General features: G+C 67.7%; 12 protein-coding genes. 8 read left to right on the forward strand and 4 right to left on the reverse strand.

Features of this window, described 5'->3' with window-relative positions:
• The first annotated feature begins 312 nt into the window (after positions 1-312).
• The 3 genes from EDF38_RS01145 to EDF38_RS01155 all read left to right on the forward strand — a co-directional run bounded on the left by EDF38_RS01145 (position 313) and on the right by EDF38_RS01155 (position 3,424).
• Positions 313-1,578 carry an ABC transporter substrate-binding protein gene (locus EDF38_RS01145; RefSeq protein ID WP_158613290.1) on the forward strand — a complete coding sequence of 422 codons (1,266 nt, stop codon included), beginning with the start codon at positions 313-315 and terminating at the stop codon, positions 1,576-1,578.
• Positions 1,579-1,674: 96 nt separating this feature from the next.
• A complete protein-coding gene (locus EDF38_RS01150) occupies positions 1,675-2,601 on the forward strand; it encodes a carbohydrate ABC transporter permease (protein WP_123353572.1) in 927 nt (308 codons plus the stop codon).
• Between the two features lies 1 nt (position 2,602).
• Positions 2,603-3,424: a carbohydrate ABC transporter permease gene (locus EDF38_RS01155; RefSeq protein WP_123353573.1), complete on the forward strand. Its 822-nt coding sequence runs from the start codon at positions 2,603-2,605 to the stop codon at positions 3,422-3,424.
• Positions 3,425-3,448: 24 nt separating this feature from the next.
• On the opposite strand, the gene EDF38_RS01160 is transcribed toward EDF38_RS01155, so the two are convergent.
• Positions 3,449-3,919, reverse strand: a complete 471-nt coding sequence (locus EDF38_RS01160) for a MarR family winged helix-turn-helix transcriptional regulator (RefSeq protein ID WP_123353574.1) — start codon at positions 3,917-3,919, stop codon at positions 3,449-3,451.
• 111 nt (positions 3,920-4,030) lie between these two features.
• On the opposite strand from EDF38_RS01160, the gene EDF38_RS01165 reads away from it, so the two are divergent.
• Positions 4,031-5,854: an NAD(P)/FAD-dependent oxidoreductase gene (locus EDF38_RS01165; RefSeq protein WP_123353575.1), complete on the forward strand. Its 1,824-nt coding sequence runs from the start codon at positions 4,031-4,033 to the stop codon at positions 5,852-5,854.
• Complete coding sequence (locus EDF38_RS01170; RefSeq protein WP_199734545.1) at positions 5,851-6,885, forward strand: SMP-30/gluconolactonase/LRE family protein; 1,035 nt, start codon at positions 5,851-5,853, stop codon at positions 6,883-6,885. The genes EDF38_RS01165 and EDF38_RS01170 overlap by 4 nt, the downstream gene beginning before the upstream one ends.
• A 71-nt stretch (positions 6,886-6,956) precedes the next feature.
• Here the strand turns inward: EDF38_RS01170 and EDF38_RS01175 are convergent, their stop codons facing one another.
• The 3 genes from EDF38_RS01175 to EDF38_RS01185 all read right to left on the reverse strand — a co-directional run bounded on the left by EDF38_RS01175 (position 6,957) and on the right by EDF38_RS01185 (position 9,821).
• Positions 6,957-8,633, reverse strand: coding sequence for an Mbeg1-like protein (locus EDF38_RS01175; protein WP_123353577.1), 1,677 nt, complete (start codon positions 8,631-8,633; stop codon positions 6,957-6,959).
• Between the two features lie 43 nt (positions 8,634-8,676).
• Positions 8,677-9,186: a DUF1269 domain-containing protein gene (locus tag EDF38_RS01180; protein ID WP_123353578.1), complete on the reverse strand. Its 510-nt coding sequence runs from the start codon at positions 9,184-9,186 to the stop codon at positions 8,677-8,679.
• Between the two features lie 80 nt (positions 9,187-9,266).
• On the reverse strand, positions 9,267-9,821 hold the full coding sequence (locus tag EDF38_RS01185) for a TetR family transcriptional regulator (RefSeq protein ID WP_158613291.1): 555 nt from the start codon (positions 9,819-9,821) through the stop codon (positions 9,267-9,269).
• Between the two features lie 175 nt (positions 9,822-9,996).
• Here EDF38_RS01185 and EDF38_RS01190 point away from each other — a divergent pair, with 175 nt between their 5' ends.
• The 3 genes from EDF38_RS01190 to EDF38_RS01200 all read left to right on the forward strand — a co-directional run bounded on the left by EDF38_RS01190 (position 9,997) and on the right by EDF38_RS01200 (position 13,140).
• A complete protein-coding gene (locus EDF38_RS01190) occupies positions 9,997-11,295 on the forward strand; it encodes an ABC transporter permease (protein WP_123353580.1) in 1,299 nt (432 codons plus the stop codon).
• On the forward strand, positions 11,292-12,431 hold the full coding sequence (locus EDF38_RS01195) for a hypothetical protein (protein WP_123353581.1): 1,140 nt from the start codon (positions 11,292-11,294) through the stop codon (positions 12,429-12,431). Before EDF38_RS01190 ends, EDF38_RS01195 begins: the two co-directional genes overlap by 4 nt.
• A gap of 103 nt (positions 12,432-12,534) precedes the next feature.
• The gene (locus tag EDF38_RS01200) at positions 12,535-13,140 is read left to right on the forward strand and encodes a TetR/AcrR family transcriptional regulator (protein WP_255409850.1); all 606 of its coding nucleotides are present in this window, start codon (positions 12,535-12,537) and stop codon (positions 13,138-13,140) included.
• Position 13,141: the final 1 nt, after the last annotated feature.

Raw genomic sequence — 13,141 nt, forward strand, 5'->3', positions numbered from 1 at the left:
CACACAGACTGAGTCTGCGGACGAGTCGGTGCTGGTGCGGACATCGCTCTGGCAGCGGCCGCAGGCCCACTCCGACGCGTAGCTCCGCGCCGAGCGAACGACTCACGGTAGTTCCCGACGAGTTCAGGTGTCAATCGATTTACGGACCGCATCCCGCGTGCGTCAATCGATTTACGTCAACTGATTGACGAAAGAAGACGAGACCCCTAATGTCGGTCTCGCATCGCCTCGTGGCCGTTCTCGTGACCGTCAGGCGACCTGCCTGGCCAACGCGGTCCGGGTACTCACCCTTGAAGTCCAATGGAGCATTTCATGCGTAAAGCAGCAGCACTCGTGCCCGCGGCCGTTCTCTCGGCACTCGCACTCGGCCTTGCAGGTTGTTCTGCCGGCCCACAGTCCGCCGGTGGCGGCGACGAGAACACCTTGACCGTCTCGGGGTGGAGTGGAGACGAGGTGATGTCTGCCCTCGCGAGCCAGTTCGAGGATGACAACCCGGGCGTCACCGTTGAGATCACCGAGCTCCCGTGGCCGAACATCCTCACGCAGATCAACACCGAGATGGTCTCAGGAACCGCATCCGACTTCGTCGTCGTTTTCCCGGGCAACGGGAACCCGATCACGGCGCAGACCCTCGCCAAGGGCAACTTCCTCGAAGACCTCAGCTCAGACGAGTGGACGGGCGATTTCACGGACGTCAACAAGGCAGTGATGGGCGCTGACGGCAAGATCCTCATGGGTTCCAACAACTTCACCATCATCCCTGCCACCTACAACACGCAGGCCCTGGAAGCGCTCGGTGTTACAGCTCCCACCACGTGGACCGAAGTTCTCGACCTGTGTTCTGCTGCGAAGGCGGAGGGAAAGGTCGCCTACGCGTTGGCGGGACTCGCCGGCGGAACCTTCAACTACCTCCCCTACGCCCTGTCGGCAACGCTGGTCGATGGCGCCGACCCCGACTTCGCCTCCGAGCAGGCCTCGGGGAGTGCGACATTCGCCGACTCTGAGTGGTCGACGGTCCTCGACAAGTACCTCGAGATGATGGATGCAGGCTGCTTCACCGCCGACGCCTTGGGGACGAGCCTCGAAGTCGCTCAGGGTCAGGTCGCGACGGGCGACGCCGTCGGCATCGTCACCGTCAGCAACCAGATCGGTGACATCGAGCGTGCCGCCCCGGAGGGTTCGACCTTCGAGACGGCACCTCTGCCCGCAACGGACGACCCGTCCGAGACAGTCCTGCCAGTCGGGCTCGGATCCGGATACGGCGTGAACGCGAAGGCCAAGAACAAGGATCTCGCGAACAAGTTCATGAACTTCTACCTGAGTGAGCAGGGCGTCCAGCTGGCGCTCGACACCGGGTCCATCTTCCCCAGCGTCCCCGTGGACGGGTTCGAGCCGACTCCTGCCCTGGTGGGCGTCTCCGAGCAGGCCCAGAGCGACAAAACCGCTGCGTTCCCCGACCAGACCTGGCCCAACTCCAACACCACGAAGGTGTACCAGGACGAACTGCAGAAGCTTCTCGGGGGTCAGACCTCGGTCGACGACGCCCTGGCGGCCATGGACTCCGCCTACGCAGGCTAGTTCTGCGACGCCCCCGAGGCGGTGCGATCCCGCGTGGACCCGACGCATCGCACCGCCTCTCCACGCCAGTCACTGCGCCGAGAGAAGAAGAGCACCATGGCCATCGCCCCTGCCGCCGCGGCGAGCACCCTGCCAAAGAAAAAGCCGAGCCGCCGTTACCGCGGGTATGCCCAAACCGTCTGGTGGTTCGTCTTGCCTGCCGCCGTCGTCTACGTGTTCGCAGTCATCGTCCCCAGCGTTCAGGGTGCGTTGTTCGCGTTCACCAACTGGGATGGCGTGTCGGCCGAGCGGGCGTGGGTAGGGGCGAAGAACTTCCTCGCGATCCTCGACGATCCCAATGCCGTCGTCGCCATCCGGAACACCCTGCTGATCGCTGTCGCGGTCACCATCATCCAGAACGTCCTCGGACTCCTGATCGCACTGGGGCTCAACTCGCAGATCAAGTCACGGAACGTCTTGCGCGTCGTCATCTTCGCCCCGGTGGTGATCACGTCGATCGCGGTCGGTTTCCTCTGGCAGAACCTCTTCGCTCCCGCCGGCGGGATCAACGTCGCTCTCGAGGCGGTCGGACTGGGCGGGCTGCGTCAGAACTGGCTCGGCGACCCGGACGTCGCGATCTGGTCGATCATCATCGTCGTGATCTGGCAGTTCGTCGGGTACTCGATGGTCATCTTCCTCGCCGGACTCCAGGGTGTGCCGGAAGAAGTGCTCGAGGCTGCCGCCATCGACGGCGCAGGCCCGGTTCGCCGATTCTGGTCAGTCGTGCGGCCCATGCTCGCACCGGCGATCACGATCAACGTGATGCTCTCGATCATCGGGGGCTTCAAGCTCTTCGACCAGGTCTTCGCCATGACCCAGGGCGGTCCGGGTGGTGCCACGAACACGATCTCGACCTTGATCTACTCGAACGCCTTCCAGCTCGGCCGATTCTCGTACGGAGTCACCCTCGCCGTGGTCCTGACCGTGTTCGTCGCGATCGCCTCTGCCATCCAGTACAAGCTGCTGTCACGACAGGAGAACTGACATGTTCCGATACACATGGCGGACAGCCGTTCTCGAGGCGGTCATGATCTTGGTGGCCATCATCTTCCTCTTCCCCATCTATGTCTTAGTCAGCCTCGCGCTCAAGGCCCCAGGCGACCAGAGCTCGACCCTCGCGCCACCACTCGAGCCGACGTTCCAGAACTTCGTCGACGCATGGAACCAGGGTGGACTGGGAACGGCACTGATCAACAGCGCCGTCGTCTCGGTCGTGGCCATCACGATCATCGTCGTTCTCAGCGCCGCCGCTGCCTACCCTCTGTCAAGGCTCGCCACTCGATGGTCCAAGGGCACCTACTACCTGTTCCTCCTCGGACTGCTCCTCCCCGCCCAGCTCGCTCTGCTGCCCCTCTACCAGACGATCCGCGACCTAGGCCTGCTGGGGAGCCTCGCGGGTGTCATCCTCGTCACGGTCGGGCAGAGCATGCCCTTCTCGATCTTCCTCTACGCCGGGTTCATGCGTGCCCTGCCGGCGGACTTCGAGGAGGCGGCGTCGCTCGACGGGGCCAGTGCGTTGCGCGCCTTCCGGTCCATCGTGTTCCCACTCGTCCGTCCGATCACGGGCACCGTGATCATCCTCACGGCAGTGTCGACGTGGAACGAGTTCCTCACGCCTCTGCTCTACCTCTCTGGATCGCAGCAGCAGACGATCACGATCGCGGTCTATGGTTTCGTCGGCCAGTACGGGGCGCAGTGGAACCTCATCTTCGCCGGAATCATCATCAGCATCTTGCCGATCTTGATCGCCTACTTCTTCCTGCAGCGGTACATCGTCGCCGGATTCGCCGGTGGGCTGAAAGGCTGACGTCTCCCACCGGGCAGGCGGCGGTCAAGCCTGGTCGAGAGCAGTGATCTGGCGGGCGATCCCTGTCATCCCTCTGAGGAGCCCTCGCAGTTCCGGGAGACTGAGGCCTTCCAGCACGTCGTCCCGGAACTCGGGGCGGGCCGAGACGATGTCGCGTACGACCGAGCGACCTAGGGTCGTCGCCGTCACTCGCCGGACACGGTGGTCGGCCGGATCCTCGACCCGCTCGACCGCTCCCAGTGCCGTGAGGCGGTCGAGCAGGCCGGACATGGCGGCCTCGGAGACCCCACACGTCGTCGCGAGAAGCCGACCAGTGGCGGCGCCGTCGCCGGTGACGAGAAGTGTCAGCACCTTGAGCTGCTGAACGGTCAGGCCTAGGGACAAGAGGGGCGCGGCCGAGGCTGGCAGCGTCGCCGTCTCGAGGAGCGTCGTGACGACGCGGAGTTCGCTCGCGATGCGCTCTCGTTCGGTCACTGTGCCCTCGTCGGCGTTCACGTTCTCACACTAGAGCAGAACTGACAGGCACGATTCAGGTCCAGATGCTTAAGGTCGCATTAAGCAGTTGTCACATGTCGGCTGCGTTCACGAGACCGCACGAGGAGCACCATGACCGACCGTACGTCCGACACCCTCGACCTCGCCCCCAGCGCCGACGACCTCGACGCCCTTCGTGACAAGTACGCGGCGGAACGCGACCGCCGCCTCCGTCCCGACGGGGCGGGCCAGTACCGCCGGGCTGCTGGTGAGTTCGGCTACTACGCGAAGGACCCTTACACGCCGTGGACGGAGAGGCAGGCGTTGACCGACCGGGTGGAAGTCTTGGTCGTCGGTGCGGGCTTCGGCGGTCTCGTGACGGCCGCGCGCCTTCGCCAGGCCGGGATCGACTCTCTCCGTCTCATGGACGAGGCTGGTGACGTCGGCGGTACCTGGTACTGGAACCGCTACCCCGGGGTCCACTGCGACATCGAGTCCTACGTCTACATGCCCCTTCTCGAAGAGGTGGGGACGGTGCCAGAGTGGCGGTACGCACCGGGGGAGGAGATCAGGAGGCACGCCGTCGCGATCGCCGAGGCGTTCGACCTCTACCGGGACGCGGTCTTCCAGACCCGCATCACAGAGCTCACCTGGGACGACGATGCGGCGGAGTGGATCGTGAACACCGATCGAGGCGACCGGATGCGTGCCCGCTTCGTCGTCACCTCGTCTGGCACCCTCAGTCAGCCGAAGCTCCCCGGCATCCCCGGGATCGAGTCCTTCCGCGGGCACACGTTCCACACGAGCCGGTGGGACTACGGCTACACGGGCGGCACGCCCGACGGCGACCTGACCGGGCTGGCCGACAAGAAGGTGGCCGTCATCGGGACGGGAGCGACCGGCCTGCAGGTGGTGCCGCACGTGGGCCGTGACGCGCAGCACACGTTCGTCTTCCAGCGCACGCCCTCGACCGTCGACGTGCGCGACAACCGCCGCACCGACCCGGACTGGGCCGCGTCACTCCGACCCGGGTGGCAGAAGAAGCGGCAAGACAACTTCCTGGCCGTCGTCTCCGGCGAGGACGTCGAAGTCGACCTCACGCAGGACGGCTGGACCTCGACCCCCGACCTCCAGCGCGCGATGATCACGGGCAAGCTCGACCCCGCCCTGACGCCCGAGGAGCGCGAGCGTCGTGACGAGCTTCTCGACGCGCAGAAGATGGACGCCATCCGGGCCCGGGTGGACGCCGTCGTCGACGACCCGACCATAGCGGAGGTGCTCAAGCCCTGGTACCGCTACATGTGCAAGCGACCCGGGTTCAGCGACACGTACCTCCAGACCTTCAACCGCGAGAACGTCACCCTCGTCGACACGGCCGACCACGGTGGCATCACCCGCATGACCGAGACGGGGATCGTCGTCGGCGACACCGAGTACGAGGTCGACTGCGTCATCTTCGCCACCGGCTTCGAGGTCGGGGTCTCGGGCGTCCTCAGCGGGACCATGCCCGTGCACGGTCGTGATGGCCGCACCTTGCTCGAGGCTTGGGCGAGAGGGCCCGAGACGCTGCACGGCTTCTACAGCCACGGGTTCCCGAACCTCTTCCAGCTCGGGGCCCTGCAGAACGCCAATTCGGTGAACTTCGTCCACATCTTGCAAGACCAGGCAGAGCACATCGCGGCGGTCGTCACCGCGGCGCGTCAGGCGGGTGCCGGGATCGTCGAGCCCAGCGAGGAGGCGCAGCGAGAGTGGACGAGGGAGGTCCAAGAATCGGCCTTCGACAACGAGCAGTTCCAGGCCGACTGCACACCGGGCTACTACAACAGCGAGGGCAAGGGGCGGCCGAACGACTTCACGTACGGACCCGGTCCCGTCGCGTTCCACCGGGTCCTCGAGGCTTGGCGTGAGGAGCACCTCGACGAAGTCCTCCGGGTCGAGACCGAGGTCTGCTCGTGACTGGTCGTCGCGCGGCGGGCGGCTTCGTCGCGGCCGTCGGTGCGACCGTCTTCCTGGCCGGGTGCACCTCCCCGACGGAACCTGCACCGGACGGCACCGCGGACGCGCCACGCACGACCGCGACCCAGCTCCTCAAGGTCACCGAGGTGCACCCGGAGACCGGGTCGACCCTGCTGGAGGGCCCGACGTTCGGGCCCGACGGCGACCTCTACGTCGTGGACGTGACGGCCCCCGCCGGCGAGCCCAAGGTGTTCCGCATCGACGTCGAGACCCAGGACGTCATGCCGATCCACACTGACGACATCAGCGCGTTCACCTCGGCGCAGTTCAGCCCGTACGACGGCCGCCTCTACCTCACGGACATCGCGGGCGGCGCCATCACGAGCATCACCCCGGAGGGTGAGGACCCCCAGGTGTTCCATGCGGGTGAGGTAGACGGTCAACGGTTCAGCCCGGACGACTTGGCGTTCGACGAGCACGGTGACCTCTACGTGAGCGACTTCACAGCCTTCCCCGGAGCGCCTCTCGAGGCTGCCTCCCTCGGGGGGCGCGTCGTGCGGTTCGACGCCGAGACGGCCGAGCCCACGGTCGTCCTGGACGGCCTGGCCTCGCCGAACGGCATCTCGTTCACCGACGACTTCAGAGGTCTCTGGCTGAGCCAGTACGCGGCGAACCGCATCGACCTGCTGACGCTGACCGAGGACGGAAAGGGCGCAGCATCCGTGCACCCGGCTGTGTACGTCGACGCCGGGTCGGCGCATGTCGACTCGAACGCGGTCGACGCCGAGGGCAACATCTACCAAGGGTTCGAGGGCTCGCCTCGGATCGTGGTGCACGGGGCGGACGGCGACGAGCTGGCTGCGATCGAGCTCCCCGCGGGCGACGTCGCGGCCGGCCTGTCGTCGGCCACGAACGTCGCGATCGAGCCGGGATCTGACAAGGGCTACATCATGGTCAGTGGGGCCGCCGGCGGGTACGTGTACGAGTTCACGGCGCTCGCCGAGGGCATCAGGCAGTCCAACGGAGGTTGAGCGGTCGACGCCGCTGGCAGAAGGGCTTCTACGACTACTCGGAGCGGTGAGCGACCCGGACTGGGAGGGCGCTACGAAACCCGAGCGTCATCGCCGAACTTGGCGAGGTCCTCGATCGCGGACTCGTCGACGTAGGCGCGGCGGACGCGGTCATGGACGGTGAACAGCATCTCGACGAGCCCGGCGACGATGAAGTACAGGCCCACCTGTAGCACGAAGAGCGACATGACGCGGTCGGCCGTCACGAGGGCGACGATCCCCATCAGCACCGCAACGGCAGCGCTGATGAGCAGGAGTGCACCGCGCATGCCACGGCGAGGGCGACGGTACAACAAGGGAAAGCCGTCCTTCGCGCTCGAGCAGCCGGCCGCGATCAGGGCCGCGCCGAGCAGCAGGTTGGTCGGCGTCACGAGGCTCTCCACGTTCGCCAGGCCGACCAGCAGGAGCGCGAACGCGAAGACGCCGCCGGCGATCCAGGGCCAGCGCACCTCGTGCTCCTTCCTGTACCGGGCCGCGTACCGCAGGAGGCGCACGGCGACGACCACGCTCACGACGAACGTGGCGAAGGCGCCCAGCACCTGGAGCGCGACGACGGGTGCCTCGACGAACAGGACCCCCACGACGACGAGGAGCGCACCGCGCATCATCTGGCCCCGGCGCAACAGCTCGGACGCGTCGACCCTGCGCACCGCGCGACGCAGTACGCGGACCGTCGTACCGAGGGAACGACGCGTCTCGCTCCGGCTGCGCACGAGGGAGAAGAGCACCGATTCGAAGCTGCCGTGGTCACGACGGGCGACGTCCTGGACCAGGGTGGCGCCTCCGGCCCCCAGGGCGGTGAAGAGCGCGTCGGTGAAGTCGCGACGGTCGTCGTGTGCCGCGTCCTCGAGCCAGGCGTCGATGAGGCCGGAGACGGTGGCGGCACGGGCGGAACCGGTCGCCCGCTCCACGAGGTGCGTGCCCTCGACCTGCCACGTCATGATGTCGTGCTGCACGATGCCCTTGCCGGTCGACGCCACGATGAGCGAGGCGGGACCGCTCTCGAAGAGCCGTCCGATGACGGCGAACTCGGGCACGATCTTCGTGGTCCGTGAGCGGAAGACCTCACGGGCATCGAGATCGGTGATCTCGGGGCTCAGCCCGGGACCGTCGTTGTCGTAGACATGGACGATGCGCTCCCGATCGGCAGGTGTCGTCGACAGGGCGGCGAAGACCGCGAGGTGCCCACCCTTGGAGTGCCCGCCCACGCGCACGGGCCCTGAAGTGGTCGCCAGGACCTCGCGGAGATACGCGGCGGCCGAGGTCTGGGCCGGCACGCGGTCGAAGCTCAGGGTGAAGTCCTCGCGCCAGCCCACCAGGGAGTTGTCGGTGCCCCGGAACGCGACGTAGCTGCTGCCGTCCGGCAGAGCCACCGTCACGGCCGCGAACTGGGTGCCGGTCACCGCGTCCGTGATGTCCACGGCGCCGGAGAGGAGGGCCTCGCCGAAGCGCCGCGACGAGCCCGCGTCGACGACCAGCGCCGGGGGCACGAAGACGAGACGCCGGGAACGTGGCGTGCCCGCCTCCTGCTCGGTCAGCGCCCGTCCCACGGCCTGGAGCGTGACCGCTCCGCCCCCGAGGGGCGGGACGAGGTCTCCGAGTTCGACGTTGGCCAACGCGGCGAGCACCAGATTGTCGACGATGTTGAAGGCGTCGTCGTCGAACGGCAGGTCGCCGCGCCAGCGCACGTAGTCGTGGAGGTTCGGCATGAGGTCAGAGGGCAGCGGAACCGGTGGGCGCAGTCGCGTCGGGTCAGTCGCGGTCGGCGTCGGGAGCCGGGACGGATGCGAAGAGGTCGGCGACGCTCGTGTCGACGGGGACGGCGACGATCCGCTCGGCGTCGAGGGACTCGAGCACTCGGCGTGCGCTGGCGACGGTGTCCGTCGCGAGCTCGAACACGACGACGGATTCACGGGCCCCCAGGGAGGCGCCGAGCTCACGCAGCTCCGCGTCCTTGAACCCGACGTCGCGGAGCTTCGAGGCCAGAACGCCGATGCCGCTGCCTGCGAGCACGCCGAGGGGTCCTCCGATGAGGCCGATCGCTCCGCCTACGAGTGCTCCGCGCCCGGCTCCCCAGTCGTTGGTCTCCATGAAGCGGGGTGTCCCGTCCGACTTGACGGAGAGGATTGCTGTGTTCCCGATCTTGCCTGGGTGCGCGACCGTGACGGCAGCGCCTGCACGGGAGCCGCCATCGGGCGTGCTGAACGACGCGGCGAGGATCTGGCGGGTGGTGGCTCGGTCGTGTTCCGTGGTGGTGCTCATGATGGGCTCCTTCTCGTGGCGCCGGCACCTGCCGGCTCATGGGACCACTCTCGCCGACGACGCCGGGGGCGGAGTCGTCCTCAGGGACGGTCCTCGCCTCGTCCGTCTGCAGTAGTCCCGGTGAGGAGGCGCTGCAGGCCAGGGGCATAGAGGGCGACGACCTCGTCGGCAGGTGCGTCGCGGAGGAAGCGGTCGTCGTAGACCGCGAGCGCGGACATGAGGCCCGTCAGCTGGGCCGCGAAGAGGTGCGCCCGTAGGCGGGCGTCCGGACCGGCGAGCTTCGCGACGAGCGGGTCGGCGAAGAACGTGATCGTCGACTCGCGGAGGCGTGCGTGGATCTCCGGTCGGCCGGAGGCTCGCACGATCGCCCCGAAGCTCTGCAGTCCCTTCTTGCGGCTCGCCATGATGCGTGCCACCGCCCGCTCGGCGACCTGCTCGACGGGCCCGTCGAGCAGGGCCTGCCACGCCTGGACGCCGTCCACGCTGACGACGAACAGCGCCTCCTTCGATCCGAAGTGGCGGATGACGATCGCCGGATTCACGCCGGCGTCGGCAGCGATGTCACGGATGCCGGTCGCGTCGAAGCCGTCGGCGGTGAAGAGGCGACGCGCCGAGGCGCGGATCGCGTCCTTCACCGAAGCGCTGCGATCAATGCGGCCTGGCGGCGGTGAAACGGACATCTTGCCTTCTCTCGGGTTGCGACGTCGTCAGTCAGAGTCTCGCGCATCCGAGATGGGCCAGGCGCATTTGACCTGACTGTCAACGCCGTTTACATTGTAAATGCTGTTTACATCTATCTGTGGAGATCCCGTGACCGACACCCCCGCCCCCGCGATGGCTCAGGGGGCCGAGACGGCCCCTGCTCCCTCGGTGGCCGAGCCGAGCCGCGCTTCCGTCGCCAAGAAGCTCGTCTTCGCTCTTCTCCTGCCGCTGTACTTCGTCATCGTGTTCCCTGTCATGTTCGTGTCCGCCCTGCACGCGCCCACGCCCCACGACCTCTCGCTGATCGTCGTCGGGCCGGCTCAGGTCGTGGGGCAGATCGCCGACGGGCTCGACGAGACCAGGGAGTTCCGGGCGACCCACACCGACGTCGTCGAAGAGGCGCGCAGCAGCGTCGAGGACCGCGCCGTCGAGGGGGCGATCGAGATCACCCCCGTGCCCGCTGCCGACCCGACGGAGCAGACCGACTTCGTGGTCACCACCTACTACGCTGACGCCGAGGGGCGATCGGTGGGGTCAGCCGTGCGAGCAGCAGGCGACCAGGTGGCCGAGCAGCTGGGCACGACGGCCTCGGCCGTCGACGTCGCCCCGCTGGCTGCGACCGACACGCTCGGCACGACGCTCTTCTACCTGCTCACGTACACGTCGCTCGCGGCTTACCTCGTCATCATCGTGCTGACCCAGGTCCAGCCTCGCGCCCGGCTCCGCACCCGGTACCTCGCGTCGGCGATCACGGCGGTCATCGCTCCGCTCATCGTCTTCGGCCTGTCGTCGATCTGGGTCGGCGACTACGGTGCGAGCTTCGGCACCATCGCGGGACTGCTCGGCGTCAACGCCCTCTACGTCTTCACCGTGGGAGCGGCGGCGATCCTCATCCAGCAGTTCCTCGGCAACGTAGCGACCTTCGGGATCATGGGCTTCATCGTCTTCCTGAACTTCCCGAGCGCAGGAGGCGCGGGCCCGTCGGCCATGCTGCCGCCCTTCTGGCAGGCGGTGCACTCCTTCTACTTCGGCGCCGGTGCGAACGAGGCGTTCCGGTCCATCGTCTACTTCAACGGCGCCGGGGCACAGAGATGGGTGCTGCAGTTGCTCGCGTGGACGGTCGGTCTCGTCCTCGCCACGGTGGTCGTGCACCTCGTCAAGACGGTGCGGGCGCAACGTGTCGATCTCGCCCTGCTCACCGACCGCGATGCGCAGCACGTCGACGCGCGGCGAGAGCTGCGCGAGGCGAACCGCCTCGTCGACGACGAGGCTGGCGACCGTCACCGCCACGTCAAGGTCGAGGCCTACGTCCTGGACGACGAACCCGACGCTGAACCGCCGACGAGCGAGCCACGCCGCTCGATCACCGCCGGTCACCCCTCCACTTCCGAAGGAACGGCCCGATGACCGCCTCCGAACAGCGCCCGCACGGCACGCACCTCCCGGAGCGCTTCGAGATGCCCGAGAACCACCTCGACGTCGTCGTGTCGCCCGGGTCCATCGACACCTCGCGGCGTGCGTCGCTCAAGACCACGCTCATCGCGGTCGTCTCCATGCCGTTGTTCTTCCTGTTGGCCTTCACCATCTGCTACGTGAGTGCCTCACACGCGCCGGTGCCACACGACCTGGCGCTCACCATCGGCGGTCCGGCCTCGATTACCGACCCAGTCGCTGAGATGATCGACGACGAAGCCCCGGCAGCCTTCGACGTCACGCAGACGATCAGTGCCGACGATGCTCGCGAGGCCGTGGCGACGCGGGAGGCTGTGGGAGCGGTCGTCGTCGACGGCTCCGACGTCACGACGGTCATCGCCTCCGGAGGCGGTGCCCTGGCCACGCAAGTCGTCCAGACCGCAGGGCAGGAGATCGCGGACGAGCTCGGCGGCGTGAACACGGTCGAGGACGCATCGCCCCTGCCGGCCGACGACCCCGGAGGATCGGTGCTCTTCTTCCTGCTCGTCGCCTGCACGGTCGGCCCGTTCCTCAGCATCACGGCCATCAGCCAGGTCCTGCGGACGGCGCGGACGCGAACGTACGTGGCGACCGCGGCGGGTGCCGCCGTGCTCGTGCCGGTCATCGCGTTCTCGATGATCAGTCTGTTCGTGGACTACGGAGTGACTTTCGGCACGGTTGCCGCGGTCCTCGGGGTGGCGATGATCTACGCCTTCACCGTGGGCCTGCTGGCGACGTTCTTCACCAAGGTCGCCGGCCAGGGCGGGGTGCTGCTCGTCATCCTCTTCCTGGTCGCCCTCAACTTCCCGAGCGCGGGCGGGACCGCTCCTGAGTCGATGCTCCCGCCGTTCTGGCAGGTGCTGCACCAGGGATGGCTCGGGGCCGGAGCCTTCGAGCAGATGCGGAACATCCTCTTCTTCGCCGGTGACGGCAGCCACCGCTGGCTCATGCAGCTGCTCATCTGGACTGCGACGGCCGCAGCGCTGGTCGGACTCGTCACGGCACGCGACAGGCGGCGGTCGGCAGCGGGCGACGTCGGCCATGACGCTGATGGGAACAGCCCCTCAGTGGGAGCAGCCGTGGTCGGGTGAGGTGCAGGGGCAAACGACCCGAGACATCCGAGGCGCGTCGTCGAGTTCGTCCGGGAGCTAGCCTCGCAACATGTCGACAGCTGCGTCCACCTCCTCGTCCGACATGACGCGACGCGTTGGTCGTCCGATCGCGACCGACCGCGCGGCGGTCGCCCGGACCGCCCTCGCCCTCTTCGAGGAGCGCGGGTACGACTCCGTGAGCATGGCCGACATCGCCGAGGCTGCAGGGGTCGGACGGCGCAGCCTGTTCCGTCATGCCAGGAGCAAAGCGGATCTCGTCTGGGACGGCGCGGGCCCCGCGGCCGACGAGATGGGCAGTCGTCTTCGATGTGCGCCTGCGGGGGTGCCGATGCTCGTCGCGTACCGCGAGGCGTTCGTCGGCGCGATGGAGTCCGCCGCGGTCGACCTCGTCGCGACGCGCAGCCGCCTCCGGCTCATCGTGCGGCACGCGGAGCTCCGCGCTGCTGCGCCGCAGCACCTCGCGGAGACCGCGGAGGTGCTGTGCGGTTTCGTGGAGGACAGGCGGCCGGAACTGGCCGGGACTGTCGGACTCCAAGTCGTGGCGGAGGCTCTCGGCGCGGCATCCTTCGCGGCGCTGCGCTGGTGGGCGACGGCTCCCGACGAGAGGGGCGAACGTTCGCTCCGTGAGGCGGTCGAGGAGGCACTGGAGGCGCTCGCCGTCTTGTGCGGACCGGCCAGCGCCTCCTGAA

This window comes from Frigoribacterium sp. PhB160, from assembly GCF_003751785.1.
Taxonomy (GTDB): domain Bacteria; phylum Actinomycetota; class Actinomycetes; order Actinomycetales; family Microbacteriaceae; genus Frigoribacterium.